General features: G+C 72.6%; 15 protein-coding genes and 5 tRNA genes. 12 read left to right on the top strand and 8 right to left on the bottom strand.

What is annotated here, in order from left to right; genetic code table 11:
• The first annotated feature begins 290 nt into the window (after window positions 1-290).
• The 3 genes from cobT to ABZT93_RS06490 all read left to right on the top strand — a co-directional run bounded on the left by cobT (window position 291) and on the right by ABZT93_RS06490 (window position 6,661).
• Complete coding sequence (gene cobT, locus ABZT93_RS06500) at window positions 291-4,295, top strand: nicotinate-nucleotide--dimethylbenzimidazole phosphoribosyltransferase (RefSeq protein ID WP_356099860.1); 4,005 nt, start codon at window positions 291-293, stop codon at window positions 4,293-4,295.
• Window positions 4,296-4,536: 241 nt separating this feature from the next.
• On the top strand, window positions 4,537-5,778 hold the full coding sequence (gene cobA, locus ABZT93_RS06495) for a uroporphyrinogen-III C-methyltransferase (protein ID WP_356099857.1): 1,242 nt from the start codon (window positions 4,537-4,539) through the stop codon (window positions 5,776-5,778).
• Between the two features lie 64 nt (window positions 5,779-5,842).
• Window positions 5,843-6,661: an RNA methyltransferase gene (locus tag ABZT93_RS06490; RefSeq protein WP_356099854.1), complete on the top strand. Its 819-nt coding sequence runs from the start codon at window positions 5,843-5,845 to the stop codon at window positions 6,659-6,661.
• 54 nt (window positions 6,662-6,715) lie between these two features.
• Here ABZT93_RS06490 and ABZT93_RS06485 read toward each other — a convergent pair whose 3' ends face one another.
• Entirely contained in the window at window positions 6,716-8,149 is a 1,434-nt protein-coding gene (locus ABZT93_RS06485) for a protein kinase (protein ID WP_356100684.1), read from the bottom strand.
• 196 nt (window positions 8,150-8,345) lie between these two features.
• On the opposite strand from ABZT93_RS06485, the gene ABZT93_RS06480 reads away from it, so the two are divergent.
• From ABZT93_RS06480 to ABZT93_RS06465, 4 genes are all read left to right on the top strand, one after another.
• A complete protein-coding gene (locus ABZT93_RS06480) occupies window positions 8,346-8,621 on the top strand; it encodes a hypothetical protein (protein ID WP_007380750.1) in 276 nt (91 codons plus the stop codon).
• A gap of 196 nt (window positions 8,622-8,817) precedes the next feature.
• Window positions 8,818-9,000 carry a hypothetical protein gene (locus ABZT93_RS06475; RefSeq protein ID WP_028809711.1) on the top strand — a complete coding sequence of 61 codons (183 nt, stop codon included), beginning with the start codon at window positions 8,818-8,820 and terminating at the stop codon, window positions 8,998-9,000.
• 669 nt (window positions 9,001-9,669) lie between these two features.
• Window positions 9,670-10,617, top strand: a complete 948-nt coding sequence (locus ABZT93_RS06470) for an aminoglycoside phosphotransferase family protein (RefSeq protein WP_356099851.1) — start codon at window positions 9,670-9,672, stop codon at window positions 10,615-10,617.
• An 80-nt stretch (window positions 10,618-10,697) separates the two neighbouring features.
• Complete coding sequence (locus tag ABZT93_RS06465) at window positions 10,698-11,009, top strand: zf-TFIIB domain-containing protein (RefSeq protein WP_031054045.1); 312 nt, start codon at window positions 10,698-10,700, stop codon at window positions 11,007-11,009.
• A 48-nt stretch (window positions 11,010-11,057) separates the two neighbouring features.
• Here the strand turns inward: ABZT93_RS06465 and ABZT93_RS06460 are convergent.
• The 5 genes from ABZT93_RS06460 to ABZT93_RS06440 all read right to left on the bottom strand — a co-directional run bounded on the left by ABZT93_RS06460 (window position 11,058) and on the right by ABZT93_RS06440 (window position 11,528).
• Window positions 11,058-11,129 (bottom strand) — tRNA-Val (locus ABZT93_RS06460).
• 33 nt (window positions 11,130-11,162) lie between these two features.
• Window positions 11,163-11,234, bottom strand: a tRNA-Val gene (locus ABZT93_RS06455).
• 34 nt (window positions 11,235-11,268) lie between these two features.
• A tRNA-Val gene (locus tag ABZT93_RS06450) sits at window positions 11,269-11,340 on the bottom strand.
• Between the two features lies 1 nt (window position 11,341).
• Window positions 11,342-11,415 (bottom strand) — tRNA-Cys (locus ABZT93_RS06445).
• Window positions 11,416-11,455: 40 nt separating this feature from the next.
• Window positions 11,456-11,528, bottom strand: a tRNA-Gly gene (locus tag ABZT93_RS06440).
• A 178-nt stretch (window positions 11,529-11,706) separates the two neighbouring features.
• On the opposite strand from ABZT93_RS06440, the gene ABZT93_RS06435 reads away from it, so the two are divergent.
• The 3 genes from ABZT93_RS06435 to ABZT93_RS06425 are packed head-to-tail and all read left to right on the top strand — an operon-like array spanning window position 11,707 to window position 14,446.
• Entirely contained in the window at window positions 11,707-12,750 is a 1,044-nt protein-coding gene (locus tag ABZT93_RS06435) for a chorismate-binding protein (protein ID WP_356099848.1), read from the top strand.
• Window positions 12,747-13,568: an aminodeoxychorismate lyase gene (locus ABZT93_RS06430; RefSeq protein ID WP_356099845.1), complete on the top strand. Its 822-nt coding sequence runs from the start codon at window positions 12,747-12,749 to the stop codon at window positions 13,566-13,568. Before ABZT93_RS06435 ends, ABZT93_RS06430 begins: the two co-directional genes overlap by 4 nt.
• A gap of 50 nt (window positions 13,569-13,618) precedes the next feature.
• Window positions 13,619-14,446 (top strand): GNAT family N-acetyltransferase, encoded by an 828-nt coding sequence (locus ABZT93_RS06425; protein ID WP_356099841.1) that lies wholly within the window; start codon window positions 13,619-13,621, stop codon window positions 14,444-14,446.
• A gap of 7 nt (window positions 14,447-14,453) precedes the next feature.
• Here ABZT93_RS06425 and ABZT93_RS06420 read toward each other — a convergent pair whose 3' ends face one another.
• Window positions 14,454-14,975, bottom strand: coding sequence for a DsbA family protein (locus tag ABZT93_RS06420; RefSeq protein WP_356099838.1), 522 nt, complete (start codon window positions 14,973-14,975; stop codon window positions 14,454-14,456).
• Window positions 14,976-15,216: 241 nt separating this feature from the next.
• Between ABZT93_RS06420 and ABZT93_RS06415 the strand changes: the two genes are divergently transcribed.
• Together ABZT93_RS06415 and ABZT93_RS06410 are read left to right on the top strand one after the other, a co-directional pair.
• A complete protein-coding gene (locus ABZT93_RS06415; RefSeq protein ID WP_356099835.1) occupies window positions 15,217-15,663 on the top strand; it encodes a hypothetical protein in 447 nt (148 codons plus the stop codon).
• A gap of 156 nt (window positions 15,664-15,819) precedes the next feature.
• Window positions 15,820-15,972 (top strand): hypothetical protein, encoded by a 153-nt coding sequence (locus ABZT93_RS06410; RefSeq protein ID WP_356099832.1) that lies wholly within the window; start codon window positions 15,820-15,822, stop codon window positions 15,970-15,972.
• A gap of 77 nt (window positions 15,973-16,049) precedes the next feature.
• On the opposite strand, the gene ABZT93_RS06405 is transcribed toward ABZT93_RS06410, so the two are convergent.
• Window positions 16,050-16,610, bottom strand: coding sequence for a CGNR zinc finger domain-containing protein (locus ABZT93_RS06405; RefSeq protein ID WP_356099829.1), 561 nt, complete (start codon window positions 16,608-16,610; stop codon window positions 16,050-16,052).
• Between the last annotated feature and the right edge of the window lie 199 nt (window positions 16,611-16,809).

Genomic DNA, 16,809 nt, shown 5'->3' with positions numbered 1-16,809 from the left:
CGACCGGCATTCGTTCGTCAATGTCCGGAAAGCGCGCCCGTTTTGGGGTGGGTGCGGTACGGCAGAACCGGAGGACGCGCAACGTGGCGCAGTCCACAGCGGGCTGTCGCGGATCAACCTGTCGCGACGGGGTAACGGCCGGGACAATGCCAGTTAATGGCTTTGTCGTCTTTCTCGGCGGGCCGTTCGTGCCGCTGGGCACGCACGCTCGTTCTTCACACGGGGGCGGTCGGTGCGCCGTCCCCGGTGAGCTGGTCGTAGAAGCACTAACCGATGGGCGAGGGGTACGCATGACCGACACCGGCCAGGTCCCGGGCGAGGGACTGCCGGAGAACGCAGGCATGGTGGAACAGCCGGGCGTCCCCGCGCCGGGTGCGTACACCTACCTCTCCGAGACCACCGCCGAGGACGAAGACCTGTTGCTGCTGCCGGGCGCCCAGAGCCCGTGGGGCAACGAGGTCGCCCCGCCCGCTCCGGAGCCGGTCGTCGAGACCGTCCACGAGCCGGGCCCGCACGAGATGGCCGGCCGCGACAGCGGAGCGCACGACATGAGCGCGGTGCGCATGCCCCAGGCTCCTACGGTGCCGATCCCGCCCATCACGCCCCGCCGGCCCCTGCACCTCGGCCCGCCCATCCCCGACGCCTCCGCGAGCCCGGTCCGTTCCCTCGCCGACCGCGGCCCCGCGGGCACGCCGGTACGGCAGCCGGCCGCGTCCGGCCCCGAGTACTACGAGGCCCCGCAGCCGCAGGGCGCGGTCCCGTGGGGCGCCCCGGCCCAGGCCGCCGTGCAGACGCCGGTGCGCACGGTGGCCCCGGCTGCCGAAACGGTTGTTCCGGCGCCTGAACCGGTGGGTACGGCGCAGGCGGCGGTGGCCCAGCAGGTTCCCGAGGCGGAGGTCGGCGGGTACGAGGCTCCGGTTGCTCCGGTTGCTCCGGTTGCTCCGGTTTCTCCGGTTTCTCCTGTGCCGGATGCCGGACCGGGCCCCGAGGCCGTGCACGCGCCGGAGCCGTCGCAGGCACCGGCCGCCGAAGCAGGCCAGATCGTGGCCGACGGGTCCGGTGCCGACGGAGTTCAGCCCGTGGAGGGCGAGCCCGCTGACACTGACCTCGACGGGGGGCAGTTGCAGGGAGACACCTCCCTGCCGGACGCGGTTCAGCCCGCCCCCGCGGCCCAGCCTGACGGACCCGGACCCATGCCCGAGGCGGCCCAGGTTCTTGGCGCCGACATGGCAGTCGCCGCGCCGGATGCGGTCGAGGCCGCTGAAGCCGCGGCGGTGAGCGAGGACGCCCAGGTGGGCGAGTCGCCCGAGCAGGTGCCCGTGCCCGAGGCCGGGCCCGCCGTGGAGACCCCGGCTGCGGACGCCGACGCCACCATGCCGGTCACCGAGGCTGTCGTGCCGGAGGCTGTCGTGCCGCAGGCTGTCGCGACCGAGCCCGTCCCGGTCGGGGCGGACGTCGCCGGAGCCGAGTCGGGCCCGGAGGGACAGGAGTCGGTGGTCGCCCTTGCCCCACAGGCCGTTGCCGCCGAGGAAGCGCTCGCGCCGGACATGGCCGCCCCGGAAGCGGTGATGGCCGAGCAAGCCGCCGTGTCCCCGGAGACGGACCCGGTCCAGGACACGGAACCCGGCGTGGTGCAGGAAGCCGACCCGTCCCAGGAGGCCCTGGTCGCCCCGGACACGGCCGTTGCCCAGGAAACCGTCACGGCATCGGAAACCGCGGCTCCGGAATCCGCACCCCCCGTTGAGGAAGCCGTCGCCGCGGCCACCCCGGACACCGCCGAAGCCGTGACTCTCCAGGCTGCCGCGGAGGCCCAACTGGTTCCGCAGCCCGCGGACGCCGTCATCGCACCCGCCGAAGACCTCCCCGCACCCGCGGAGGACGGCTCCGCCGCAGAGGCCCCCGAGCCACTCCCCGTCGAGCAGGCGGCACCAGCGGCTGAGCAGGCCCAGGAGCCCGCCCCCGCCGCCCAGCCCGCCGACAAACCGCAGGCCCCGCACCTCGTACCCGCGCCGGACCTCGTCCAGCCCGCCCCGGAGCCCGTCGCGGCGGACACGGCCGACACCGGCGTACAGCCGACGGACCCGATGGACCCGCCGGCTCCCGCAGACGGAGTCCAGCAGCCCCGGGCCGCCGCGCAGGAGGAGTTCCCGCCCGCCCCGGACCAGGCGCCGCAGGGCCCTCAGACGCCGGCACTCCAGCCGCTCGCGGCCGAATTCCCGGACGCGCAGTCCCAGTTCGCGACCCCGGGGTCCGCCGAGACCCCCGTCGTGCTGCCCGCCGGAGTCCCCTTGGAGCCCCAACCGGGCCAGCCCCTCGGTGAGTTCGTGCCGGTGGACGGATCGGTGCCGACCACCCCGCACCTCGCGCCGACCCCGCCGCACCCCCTGTCGCTCCCCGCGGACGACGCACAGCAAGCCATGGTCCCGGCCCCGCGTGAGGCGGGCGGCGACCCCCAACTCGCCCAGCAGGCGGACGACCTGGACACCCGGGCGGCCGATCAGGAAGACCAGGAAGTCCAGGAAGTGAGCACGGCCCCCGTGGCAGAACCACGACAGTCCACGGGCCCCGCCGCGCCCGCCTACGACGACGCCGAGCGCGAGGCCGTCCTCAAGGTCATGCGGGAGCGCCGCGACATCCGCAACGGCTTCCGCAGCGACCCGATCCCGCACGAGGTGCTGCTCCGGGTCCTGGAGGCCGCCCACACCGCGCCCTCCGTCGGCCACTCACAGCCCTGGGACTTCGTCGTCATCCGCTCCGCCGAGACGCGCGCCGCGATGCAGGACCTGGCCCAGCGTCAGCGCGAGGCGTACGCCAAGTCGCTGCCCAAGGGTCGGGCCAAGCAGTTCAAGGAACTGAAGATCGAGGCCATCCTCGAGACCCCGGTGAACATCGTCGTCACCGCCGACCCCACCCGCGGTGGCCGCCACACCCTCGGCCGGCACACCCAGCCGCAGATGGCCCCGTACTCCGCCGCGCTCGCCGTGGAGAATCTCTGGCTCGCCGCCCGCGCCGAGGGCCTCGGCGTCGGCTGGGTCAGCTTCTTCGACGAACGCGAGATGGTCCGCGCCCTCGGCCTGCCCGAGCATCTGGAGGTCATCGCCTACCTGTGCGTCGGGTACGTCGACGAGTTCCCGGACGAGCCCGAGCTGATGCAGGCGGGCTGGTCCAAGCGCCGCCCGCTGTCCTGGGTCGTGCACGAGGAGACGTACGGCCGCCGCGCCCTGCCCGGTGAGGAGCCGCACGACCTGCTCGGCGAGACCGTCGCGCAGATCCGCCCGCTGGACGCCAAGGCGCTCGGCGAGGCCTGGGAGCGGCAGAAGCGGATGACCAAGCCGGCCGGTGCGCTCGGCATGCTGGAGATCATCTCCGCCCAGCTGTCCGGGCTCTCCCGGCAGTGCCCGCCGCCGATCCCGGAGCCCGCGGCCGTCGCGATCTTCGCCGGCGACCATGGTGTGCACGCCCAGGGCGTCACCCCCTGGCCGCAGGAGGTGACGGCCCAGATGGTCGCCAACTTCCTCGGCGGCGGCGCTGTCTGCAACGCCTTCGCCGGCCAGGTGGGCGCCGAGGTGTGCGTGGTCGACGTCGGTGTGGCCTCCGAACTCCCGGCCACGCCCGGCCTGTTGCCCCGCAAGATCCGGGCGGGTACGTCCGACATGACCACCGGTCCCGCGATGACCCGCGAGGAGGCCAAGCAGGCCATCGAGGTGGGCATCGAGACCGCGCGCGACCTGGTCGCGGCCGGTAACAAGGCGCTCCTCACGGGCGAGATGGGCATCGCGAACACCACCGCGTCCGCCGCCCTGATCTCCGTCTTCACGGGCACCGACCCCGCCGAGGTCACCGGCCGCGGCACCGGCATCAACGACGAGACCCTGGCCCGCAAGACCGAGGTCGTGCGCCGCGCGATCGAACTCCACCAGCCGGACCCCGCCGACCCGATCGGCGTCCTGGCGGCGATCGGCGGCTTCGAACACGCGGCGATGGTCGGCCTGCTGCTGGGCGGCGCCTCCCTGCGCACCCCGGTCATCCTCGACGGCGTCAGCGCGGGCGCCGCCGCCCTGGTGGCCCGCGCGATCGCCCCGGAGGTCCTCGCGGCCTGCATCGCGGGCCACCGCAGCGCCGAACCGGGCCACGTGGCGGCCCTGAACAAGCTCGGTCTGCGCCCCCTGGTCGACCTCGACCTCCGCCTGGGCGAGGGCACGGGCGCCCTGCTGGCCCTGCCACTGGTGCAGAGCACCGCGAGAGCGATGCACGAGGTGGCGACCTTCGACTCCGCAGGGGTGACCGAGAAGTAGGCGCCGGGCGAGAGACCCGGGGACGCTCGGTCTCCGGGACTCTTCGCACGCAGGTCCGGGACGGCAGGCCGTCGCGCGTCCGTGGGCAGTCGTCCCGCAGGGCGGGACGGGTGGGCACGGACGCCCGCGCCCGCACCCGGCAAGACGCCCAGCCATCGGACACCTCAGCCGCCCTCCCCACCCACCCCGTAAAATCCGCACGTCAGGGCCACTGCACAGCCGTAAAGAGGAGCCGCCCCTCATGGCCGAGAACCCCGCCTACCCCGTAGGCCTCCGCCTCACCGGCCGCAAGGTCGTCGTCCTCGGCGGCGGCCAGGTCGCCCAGCGCCGCCTCCCGGCACTGATCGCGGCGGGCGCGGACGTCCTCCTCGTCTCCCCCGGAGCGACCCCCTCCGTCGAGGCCATGGCGGACGCCGGAGAGATCACCTGGCAGAAGCGCCCCTACGCCGAGGGCGACCTGGAAGACGCCTGGTACGCCCTCATCGCCACCAGCGACACCGAGGCAAACACCCGCGCCTCCGCCGAAGCCGAGCGCCACCGCGTCTGGTGCGTCCGCTCCGACGACGCCGACGCCGCCACCGCCTGGACCCCGGCGACGGGCCACAGCGAGGGTGTCACGGTCGCCGTGCTCACGACCGACGCGAAGGGCCGCGACCCCCGCCACACGGCGGCCATCCGGGACGCGGTCGTGGAGGGTCTGCGTGACGGCACCCTCGTCGCCCCCCACCACCGCACCCGCAGCCCCGGCGTCGCCCTCGTCGGCGGCGGCCCCGGCGACCCCGACCTCATCACGGTCCGCGGCCGCCGCCTCCTCGCCGAGGCCGACGTCGTCATCGCAGACCGCCTCGGCCCCCGCGATCTCCTCGCCGAACTCCCACCGCACGTCGAGGTGATCGACGCGGCGAAGATCCCGTACGGCCGTTTCATGGCCCAGGAGGCGATCAACAACGCCCTGATCGAGCACGCCAAGCAGGGCAAGTCGGTCGTACGGCTGAAGGGCGGGGACCCCTATGTCTTCGGACGCGGCATGGAGGAGCTGCACGCCCTCGCCGACGCCGGCATCCCCTGCACGGTCGTCCCCGGCATCTCCAGCTCGATCTCGGTCCCGGGCGCGGCCGGCATCCCGGTCACCCACCGGGGCGTGGCCCACGAGTTCACGGTGGTCAGCGGCCACGTGGCCCCTGACGACGAGCGCTCCCTGGTCGACTGGCCCTCGCTCGCCAAGCTCACCGGCACCCTCGTGATCCTCATGGGCGTCGACAAGATCGGCCGGATCGCCGAGACCCTGGTCGCCCACGGCAAGTCGCCCGACACCCCGGTGGCCCTGGTCCAGGAGGGCACGACCGCCGCCCAGCGCCGGGTCGACGCCACCCTGGCGACGGTCGGTGAGGTGGCCGTCGCCCAGGAAGTGAAGCCTCCGGCCGTCATCGTCGTCGGCGAGGTCGTGGCCGTAGGACCGCGGGTGTCGGAGCCCTCGGAGTAACCCGGGGTAACACAACCCGCTCCCAGCCGTTGGCACCGCTCCCAGGACAAGGCAGTATCACCCTGTGGCCGATCTCATCACCGTCGATGACCCCGACGACCCGCGCCTGCACGACTACACGGGCCTGACCGACGTCGAACTGCGCCGCAAACGCGAGCCGGCCGAGGGCCTGTTCATCGCCGAGGGCGAGAAGGTCATCCGCCGGGCGAAGGACGCGGGCTACGAGATGCGCTCCATGCTGCTGTCCGCCAAGTGGGTCGACGTCATGCGCGACGTCATCGACGAACTCCCCGCCCCGGTGTACGCCGTCAGCCCGGAGCTCGCCGAACAGGTCACCGGCTACCACGTGCACCGCGGCGCGCTCGCCTCCATGCAGCGCAAACCGCTGCCCACGGCGGGCGAGTTGCTCCAGAGCGCCCGTCGCGTGGTGGTCATGGAGTCGGTCAACGACCACACCAACATCGGCGCGATCTTCCGCTCGGCGGCGGCGCTGGGCATGGACGCGGTGCTGCTGTCGCCGGACTGCGCCGACCCCCTGTACCGCCGCAGCGTCAAGGTCTCGATGGGCGCGGTCTTCTCCGTCCCCTACGCCCGCCTCGACACCTGGCCCAAGGGCCTGGAGTCGGTCCGCGAGGCCGGCTTCACCCTCCTCGCCCTCACCCCTGACGCCAAGGCCAGGACCCTCGACGAGGCCGCCCCGCACAAGATGGACCGGGTCGCGCTGATGCTCGGCGCCGAGGGCGACGGCCTGACCACCCAGGCCCTGGTCGCCGCAGACGAATGGGTCCGCATCCCGATGGCCCACGGCGTCGACTCCCTCAACGTGGGCGCGGCGGCCGCTGTCGCCTTCTACGCGGTGGCCACGGGACGACCGCAGGCCTGACCGGCGGTTGCCTCCTGCCTGGGCTCATCGCCTACGGCCGTCCCGGCGGCGTGCTCAGTTCGAGCCGTCGCCGGCCCACCGCTGAGGCGGTACCTGATCCGGCGAGGCGTGCACCTGCCCCTGCCGCTGTTCCCGTACGACACCGTCGCCGCCGCCCAGCCCGCGCGACGGACCCTGGCAGCCCTGGGCCGCGGCGATGCCCAACGCCACGAGCAGGGTCACGACGACGAACACGAACAGCCGCTGGCGCAGGAGACGGGGGTTCGCGGGGCGCAGCCCCGTCCTGGTGTTCCTGGAGGTCGGGCGGCCGGTACCGCTGCGCGGCGCGGGTCGGCTGCCGCTGCCGCTGCCGGAGCGGGTCGTGTTCCGCGAGGAGGAGGACGGGGTGGGCCGGGAACCGGGACGGGACGGGGGCACGCCGTTGCCGCGCGGGGTGCCTCCGCCACGTGACGGAACGCCGCCTCGCGCGGGGGCCTGGCCCCGGGGCTGTCCGGAACCGCGGACCGGGGGAGCCCCCTGGGAGCCGGAGGTGCCCGGCTGTCCCTGGGGTCGTCGCTGGGCGGCCCGCTCCGGGTAGGTCTGGTAGGTCTCGGCGATGCGTCCGGTCGGCCGGTCCGCCTCACCGGCACGCGGGGCGGGCGGCCGCAGATCCGGCAGGCCCTGTGTCTCGCGGGCCGCGATCTCCTTGAGCCGCAGCGACAGTTGGAGGGTGCTCGGCCGCTCCTCGGGATCCTTCGCCAGACAGGCACGGATGAGGGGGGCGACCGCGTCGGGCACGCCGTGCAGCTGGGCCTCCTCGTGCACCACGCGGTACAGCATCACCTCGGAACTGCCGTGCCCGAAGGGCGAGTCACCCGTCGAGGCGTACGCCAGGGTCGCGCCCAGGGAGAACACGTCCGTGGCCGGCGTCACCGCGGCGCCGCGCACCTGCTCGGGTGCGAGGAAGCCGGGGGAGCCGACGGCGGTCCCGACATGGGTGAGGGTGGAGGCTCCGGTCGCCCAGGCGATGCCGAAGTCGATGATCCGGGGCCCCTTGGGGGACAGGAGGATGTTCGACGGCTTGAGGTCGCGGTGCACGACCCCCGCCTCGTGCACGGCGACGAGCCCCTCCGACAGGGCGGCCCCGATGGAGGCGACCTCGGCGGCGCCGAGAGAACCCTCGTCGGCGACCTTGTCGTGGAGGGAGGGGCCGGGCACGTACTGGGTGGCGAACCACGGACGGTCCGCTTCCAGATCGGCCGCGACCAGCCGGGCGGTGCAGCCGCCGCGGATCCGCCGGGCCGCGGAGACCTCGCGCGCGAACCGTGACCGGAACTCCTGGTCCTCGGCCAGATCCGGCCGGATGACCTTCAGCGCGACCCGCTGCCCCTTGCGGTCGGAGCCCAGGTAGACGACGCCCATCCCCCCGGCGCCCAGCCGTCTGTGAAGCCTGAACGAGCCGACGACGCGCGGGTCCTCGCGCCTCAGGCGCATCATCGCCATGTTCATCCCCGCTGCCCGGTCCGTGTGACGAGCCACAGCTTACGTATGTGCGGGCCGCCGCGCGCAGAGGCCGCGCCCTCTCGTCCCGATGGATTGTCAGTGCCGGGTGGGAGAATTGAGGGGTGGTCAGGGAGCCGGAGGGCGGGCGGACTTCGGTTCGGATGTGATCCCAACCACCCGTCGCAGAAGGGGGATTGAACCCGTGAAGGGTGATCGCGTGGAGATAGTCGTGGACGCAGGGGACACGACGCGCACCTACGAGGTGGTGGCGAGCAGGGCGGGCCGCCGGGTGGAGACGGCGGTACGCCGAGGTGTCGTCGAAGTGAGCGAAGTCACGCGCAACGGATCGGTGGTGCGCACGGCCCGGTTCATGGCGACCCGGGTGCTGGCTCTGGTGGAGCAGCCGGTGCCGCGCGAGGACAGCTCGGAGAAAGCGGGGCAGACCGGGCGACCCCTCCGGGAAGACCCGGAGACCTAGGTCCCCGTCTCCACCCACGGGAGTACTCCGCTGGTCATGGCTCATCCTCGGGGAGGCCCGGCAATCGGTACGAGGGCATGACGTGCGGAGAGCCCGGGACGCCTAGATTTGAGGTCAAGCGGCGGGTGCAGCACTCGTCCCCCGAGGTCAGACACCCGCCGCTGCCAATGACAACAGAACGGTCAGGAGAGGGACCATGGCTCTTACGGCACCGCGGACACTGTCCCGCACACGTCAGCCCCGCCGTACGGGCCGGCGTCACCCACTGGTGGCGACGCTGATGGCCCTTCCTCTGGCGGTCCTGCTCCTCGTCGTCTTCGACGGCTGGGAGACAGTGGCCACACAGGCGTCGTCCGTGGGAGTGATGCTGGGGCGCTGAGCGGCGACCCCAGGCCCGGAAGAGCGGTCCGGGCGGGGACATCCACCCATGAAACCCCGTGGGGACGGGGGTGCGGCGGACGGCAAAATGCCGGCGCAGCTGGGGAGCTGCGCCGGCATTGCTTTTCCCTCCGGGGGTTGGGCGGGTTCTTGTTCGGCTTGTTGGGGGCGGGCGTTGTGCGCAGTTCCCCGCGCCCCTGAATGCCTGCGGCGGCCCGTTGCGGCCCGGTGGGGGCGGGTGTAGCGCGTGCGGTCCGGTGGTGGGGGCGGCGCCGGGGTGGGGGTATCCGTCCTCGGTCCGGCGGCTCGGCTGCTTCAGCTGTTCCCTGTAACGGACGCCGCCCGCGGCGGGCGGCCCCCCACCCCGTCCCCTTCTCGCCGTACGCGGCCAACGGCCCGTGGCGCGGGTGACTGCAACTCCTCAGGGGCGCGGGGAACTGCGCGACCAGCCACGACGGGCCTGTACCCGCCTGACGGCCGTCGTGGCGCGTGACGTGACGAGCGGTCCCTCATGGCGCGGGTGACTGCAACTCCTCAGGGGCGCGGGGAACTGCGCGACCAGCCCCCACCAGCCCGCACCCGCCGAACAACAGAACCCGGCGCACCCCCGCAGGCGCCCAGCGCAGTGCCCTACCCTCGCGAACAGACGACCCGCCGCCCAGGGAGCCCCGTGACCCCCCACCCCCTCCTCACCGAGCTCACCCTTAGAGCGAGAAGCGCGGCTCACTCCGGCACGGAGGAGGCGTGCGTGTGCGGCGCGGCAACCCTCGCCGACCGCCCCGACGCCACAGTCGTCCGGCACGCCGACACCGTCGCGAAGGCCCACGCCCCCGACACCACCCCCGCCGACCTGGCTCCCCGCCTCACCACGGCCGCCCACCTCCCCGGCATCCTCCTCAACCCCCTGAACAGGAACCCCGTAGAGCTGCACGGCAGGCTCGTCACCTTCTGGCCGTACGGCGAACCCGTGGACCCGAAGAACCCCGACGCCGCCCCCTGGGAACCGGCCGCCACCCTCCTCGCCCACCTCCACCGCACCCCCGCCCCACCGGACCTGCCTCCCATGCGGGGCCCCGTCAAGGCCGCTCTCGCTGTCGCCCGTCTTCTGAAGGCGACCCGGCAGCAACCGCAAGCCGCCGTCGCCTCATGCCTGCGCGCTTGGCGCACCCTCCCGCCCTGGGCCCGCGCGGAGACCCCCATGTCCGACACCACCACCCTCTGCCACGGCGACCTCCACCTCGGCCAGCTCGTCCGCCACCCCGCCCCCGACGGCCCCTGGCGTCTCATCGACGTCGACGACCTCGGCGTGGGAGAACCCGCCTGGGACCTCGCCCGCCCCGCCGCCTGGTACGCCTGCGGCCTGCTGTCGCCCGAGGAGTGGGCCCGTTTCCTCGGGGCCTACCGGGCGGCCGGCGGCCCCGCTGTTCCGGCCGAGGGCGACCCCTGGCCCGCCCTGGACGTCGCCGCCCGCGCCCTCACCGTGCAGACCGCGGCCAGGGCGATCGCCAAGGCGGCCGAGGCGGGCCGGGCCCTGGACGATGTGGAGCAGGCGGTCGTCGACGCCTGTGACCGAATGGGTTCCACCCCGCCGGAGTTGGCGGACGGTTTCGCGAAGTAGGGTGCAACCGACCAGAGCCGGACAGAGTCTGTCCTGGCGTAACGCTAAGCAGGACCGACCGGCGAGGAGTTGAGCCGACGATGCAGTGTCCGAAGTGTCATGCCCCGATGCACACGTACAACCGCAACGGTGTCCAGATCGAGCAGTGCAGCGGCTGCCGCGGGATCTTTCTCGACTACGGCGAGCTGGAGGCGCTGACCCGACTGGAGGGCCAGTACGGCGGCGGTCCCGTCGTTCCACCGCCTCCGGCCGCTCCGCAGTACCCCGCCGCGCCCGGCGCACCGGCGTGGGGTGCGCCGCAGCACGGCGGGGGGCACTACGGCGGCCACGGGGGTCATCACGGCGGCCACCACCGCAACCGCGGCTTCGGCCACATGCTGTTCTCCAGCTGACCGGGCAACGAGGAAGCCCCCGGCCGCAGGGCCGGGGGCTTCGGTGTGTGCGCGATACTGGGATTGAACCAGTGACCTCTTCCGTGTCAGGGAAGCGCTCTCCCGCTGAGCTAATCGCGCGGGAAACACGATCAAGATCGTGCCTGTACTGCGTGCGCGATACTGGGATTGAACCAGTGACCTCTTCCGTGTCAGGGAAGCGCTCTCCCGCTGAGCTAATCGCGCGGGTCAGACCTTCGATGATGCGTCGAAGATCCAGTGGACGATACTGGGATTGAACCAGTGACCTCTTCCGTGTCAGGGAAGCGCTCTCCCGCTGAGCTAATCGTCCTTGGAGGTGGAGACGGGATTTGAACCCGTGTAGACGGCTTTGCAGGCCGTTGCCTCGCCTCTCGGCCACTCCACCAGGAGTGTGGGGGATCGGGAAGATCTCCCTTGCTCTTTCGAGCGAACGACGAGGTTCGAACTCGCGACCTCAACCTTGGCAAGGTTGCGCTCTACCAACTGAGCTACGTTCGCCTGTCCTTCCGGTCCGCTTGCGCGGCCCGGCGACGAGTTGAACTCTAGCGGATTCCGGGGCCAGCACAAAAACGCGTTTGCGCAGCGTGCTGCCCTGCGCATGTCGACGTGCGTGGTCAGGGCGGCCGCGAGGACATGGCCAGGTCACCCGCAGGACACCCGCCATAGACTCGACAGCGTGCTCGACCTCGCTCCTCTCGCCCGCTTCGGCGACCGCGTCGCCACCGGTCTCCTCGATGTCACCAGCGATCCCACGGCCCTGGACTCCACCGGCTTCTGGGCCGTCGCGGCGACCTTCGAGGGCGGTCTGACCTGCGCCCGCTTCGCCGACGTACGCCGGGCTCCGGTGCCCGCTCCGGCGCCGGGGCGGTGGCGGGGGCCGGCGGCCGGTGACTGGACGTCGTCGCTGGATCGCGCCGCGTACACGGAGGGCGTACGACGGATTCGCGCGCACATCGCCACCGGTGAGGTCTACCAGGCCAACCTCTGTCGTGTCCTGACCGCGCCCCTGGCACCCGGCGCCGACGTGGACGCGCTCACCGCGCTGCTGGCCCGCGGCAACCCGGCGCCGTACGCAGGAACGATCCGCCTGCCCGGACACGGGGTGGAGATCGCCACCGCGTCCCCCGAACTGTTCCTGCGCAGGGCGGGCCGGGTCGTGGAGTCGGGGCCGATCAAGGGGACCGGGCGGACCGAGGACGACCTGCTGGCCAAGGACTACGCCGAGAACGTGATGATCGTGGACCTGGTGCGCAACGACCTGGGGCGGGTGTGCGCCACGGGCAGCGTCACCGTTCCCGACCTGTGCGCCGTGGAGAAGCACCCCGGTCTCGTCCACCTCGTGTCGAGTGTGCGGGGCGAGCTGCGCGAGGGCGCCGGCTGGGCCGAACTGCTCGCAGCCGCCTTCCCGCCCGGCTCGGTCACCGGTGCGCCCAAGTCCAGTGCCCTGCGGATCATCGACGCCCTGGAGACCGCGCCCCGGGGCCCCTACTGCGGAGGCGTCGGCTGGGTCGATGCCGACCGGGGTACGGCGGAACTGGCCGTCGGCATCCGCACCTTCTGGATCGACCGCGCCGAGGGCGTGCTGCGTTTCGGTACCGGCGCAGGGATCACCTGGGGGTCGGACCCCGAGGGGGAGTGGCGGGAGACCGAGCTGAAGGCGTCCCGGCTGCTCGCGGTAGCGTCGGGAACGTACGAAGTGAGTGGAGGGACCCTTACGTGAAGATCTGGCTCGACGGCGGGCTGCAGGACACCGAGACCGCCCGCGTCTCCGTCTTCGACCACGGGCTGACCGTGGGCGACGGCATCTTCGAGACCGTGAAAGCGGTGGACGGCCGTCCCTTCGCCCTCACCCGGCATCTCGACCGGCTGACGCTGTCGGCGCGTGGTCTCGGGCTGCCCGACCCCGATCACGACGAGGTCCGCCGCGCCTGCGCCGCCGTACTCGAGGCGAACCCGACGCCGCTCGGCCGCCTGCGCATCACCTACACCGGCGGCCACGGCCCCCTCGGATCCGACCGGGGCGAGCACGGGCCGACCCTGGTGGTCGCCCTCGGCGAGTCCACCCCGCGCCCCGACTCCACGGCCGTGATCACGGTGCCGTGGACCCGTAACGAGCGCGGTGCTCTCACCGGGCTCAAGACCACCTCGTACGCCGAGAACGTCGTCGCGCTCGCACGCGCGCGTGAGGACGGCGCCTCCGAGGCGCTGTTCGCCAACACGGTCGGGCAGTTGTGCGAGGGCACCGGGTCCAATGTCTTCGTCGTACTCGACGGCGAGATCCACACCCCGCCGCTCGCCTCCGGCTGCCTCGCGGGCATCACGCGCGCGTTGACCGTCGAATGGACCGGGGCCAGGGAGACCGACCTGCCGCTGGACGTCCTGGAGCGGGCCGACGAGATCTTCCTCACCTCGACCCTGCGGGACGTCCAGGCCGTCCATCGCGTCGACGCGCGCGAACTGCCGGGCGCGCCCGGCCCGGTGACGGCCAAGGCCATGCGGATCTTCCAGGAGCGGGCCGGGGACGACCTCGATCCGTGACGGCCGCGGATATTGGGCTGCTCCGGCGCGCGGCAGCGGGTAGAACTCCGGTGATGACCACCACCCTGCGGCCGATCGAGCCGCTCCAGCACGGCGCCGACGGGGCGCTGTCCCGCCACTACACGGTGTGCGTGAACAGCCGTCCCGTCGGGGCGATACACCTCGCGACCCACCCGTCCTTCGGACCCACCGTCGCTCAGATCCGGGACCTGCGGATCGACGAGCCGGACCGCAGACGCGGCCGCGGCACGGTCGCCGCGCTGGCCGCCGAGGAGGTGGCGCGGGGCTGGGGCTGCGGGCAGTTGGAGATCAGGGTTCCCGCCGACGCCGAGCCCGCGCTGCGGCTCGCGACCACGCTCGGCTACGTCCACCGCAACCGCGGCATGGAGAAGCCGCTCGGCGCCGAGGCCCCCCGCCTGCCCGCGGGCAGCCGCGGCAGGCCCATGACGGAGGCCGAGTTCTGGCCGTGGGCGGAGCGCGGCATCACGGAGTACGCCAGGGACTGGAGCGAGAGAGGGGTGCCCGAGGCCGAGGCCCGGGAGAGGTCGCGCAGGGACCACGAAAGGATGGTGCAGCGGGGCCTTGAGACGCCGGAGGCGCTGTTCAGCGTCCTGGAGCACGACGGCGTCCGGGTCGGGGTCCTGTGGCTGGAGTTCATCGACGCCAAGGCCTTCGTCTACGACGTCGAGAGCGAGGAGGCCTTCCGCGGCCGGGGCCACGGCCGGTCCCTGATGCTGCTGGCCGAAGCCCAGGCGATCGCCGCCGGCCGACGGGTCCTGGGCCTCAACGTCTTCGCCGGCAACACGCCGGCCGAGCGGCTGTACGAGTCGCTGGGGTATGTGACGGAGGGTTACTCGATGTACAAGAGCCTGCTCTGAGGCCCGATCATGCCCGCCCGGCGAGGAGCCGGTCCACGCTCTCCTCGATCCGCTCGCGCAGCCCCGCCTGGCTCTTGCCGCCGTCGAGACGCTCGCCGTCGATCACGTACGTCGGTGTGCCGCTCACGCCGATCGCCTTGCCCTCGGCCTGGTCGGCGTCCACGATCAGGATGTGCCGGCCGTCGATCAGCGCGGTGTCGAACTCCTCGGCGTCGAGCCCCAGTTCACGGGCGACCTCGACCAGGAAGCGTTCCCCCTCGCGGTCGAGCTCCTCGACGCGCCCCAGCACCGCTTCGACGTACTCCCAGCCCTTGCCCTGCTCCAGCGCCTCCTCGGCGGCCTGCGCGGCGGCGAAGGAGTGCTTGTGCTTCTCCAGGGGGAAGTGCCGCAGCCGCAGCTCCAGACGGTCGCCGTAACGGGCACGCAGGGCCCGGACATCGTCCAGCGCGTCTCGGCAGTCCGGGCACTGCAGCTCGCACCAGACATCGAGGACGGGCGCGGCGGGACGGACGGGGGAGGGGTCGCTCATGGAACCAGTCTCCCAGCTCGTGACCACCCGGCCGAATCGCCCCAGGCAAGAATCGCCCCCGGCCGCCGTCCGCGACGGCATCCACCCGCTTCAGCGGCACGACCCCGACCGGCACCTGCGGAGGAGGCGACCCGGAGATGTCCCTGATGTCCTGCCGGGGCATGGCCCGGTGGGGGTCGGGAGGTGCAGGATGGATAGGGACGAAGCGGCACGTTGCCGATCGAGCTGCCTGGAGGACCGGATGATTGCCGAGACCGTCTGTTCCGCCGTCGCCGCGGCCGGCCTGGGCATCGCGGCGGTCACCGCGTACCGGAAGCGCTTCCTCGCGGCCACCCGTATCGCCGCCTACTCCCTCGTCCCGCTCGGTCTGGTGATGACCGGCGTCGTCGACTGGCTCGCGGACACCGCCTTCAGCCCGACCGCCTGGGCGGGCTTCGCGGTGCTCGGCCTGTCATGGGTGCTGTTCTCGACCACGCGCGCCGTGGAGCGCCGCCGTGGCACCCGCAAGGAGCGCAGGGCGGCCCGTGGCGCCCAACAGGAGGCGGTGGCTCCCACGGCCTCGGCACCCTCCCTCGGCCCGGCCACGCGCACCCCGGCGGCCCGTCCGGCGGGCAGGACCCGGGCCACCGGCTCCGCCGGGGAGGACTTCAGCGACATCGAGGCCATCCTCAAGAAGCACGGCATATGACGGTCGCGCGGTGAACTGAAACGTTCGCATGGGGGTCCACGCCGGTCCGTAAACGATCACGATCCGATACGGACATCACGGAATCTGGCGAACTCCCGCTCATTTCGGGCGTGTTGATCGCGCCCGGGGCGACGGCTGCGTCATCATCGCCGCGAGATGCTGGACACGAAACAAAGCGAAACCGCGCCGCCGCAGGACGAGCCGCGTGGATGCCTCTTCGCCCTTTCCCAGCCACCGCTGATGATCTTCCTTGCGGTGATCGGGTCTCTTCTGCTCATGGCAGCGCTGCACGACCTGCTGCTGCTCTGAGCCGTACCCGTGGTCCCCGGCGTCACCCGTCGGGGACCACGTCGACACCCGCCAGGCCCCGACCCGCCGCCCGGGCTTCAGCCCGCGGCCTCCTTGCGCCGCGCCCGGTAGGCGGCCACATGCAGACGGTTGCCGCAGGTCCGGCTGTCGCAGTAGCGGCGCGAGCGGTTCCGGGACAGGTCGACGAAGGCCCGTCGGCAGTCGGGCGCCTCGCAGCGCCGCAGCCGCTCCTGCTCCCCGGCCACCACGAAGAACGCCAGTGCCATCCCGCAGTCGGCCGCCAGGTGGTCGGCGACGGAGGCGCCCGGCGCGAAGTAATGCACATGCCATTCGTAGCCGTCGTGATCCGTGAGCTGGGGAGTGGTGCCCGCGGCGGCGACCAGCTCGTTGATCAGGGCGGCGGCGGCCCGAGCGTCCGGGGCGGCGAAGACCGAGGCGAACCTGCCGCGGATCTTGCGCACGGCCGACAGATCGAACTCCGAGAGCACCCCGACACCGCTGATCTCGTGGTTTCGTACGAAATCCGCGAGCGCCGCGACATCCGGCAGCGCGTCCGGGGACGCGTCGTCCTCCGGTGCGGTGTTCACCAGATCGACCACGGTGTCGAGGGCGCACCGGGTGTCGTGGGTGATCAGCACGATTCGCTCCCTGGCCTGAGGGTCGGGCGAAGGCCCGCCGATGCTGGCCGATGGTAATGGCTCGGCGGCGTCCGGTGCCGGGACGCACGACGGGTGCCGTGGCTGCTTTGGATCCCAGCCTCAACCGCCGGAAGCTGCGTCTCGCCCTGAGGAGCGCTCGCGACAAGGCTGGACTGACACAGCGAGACGCAGCGGAGGC

This window comes from Streptomyces sp. NPDC005303 (assembly GCF_040607335.1).
Classification (GTDB): Bacteria; Actinomycetota; Actinomycetes; order Streptomycetales; family Streptomycetaceae; genus Streptomyces.
The sequence above is the reverse complement of the archived record's forward strand: the minus strand, read 5'-3'. Positions and strand labels throughout refer to the sequence as shown.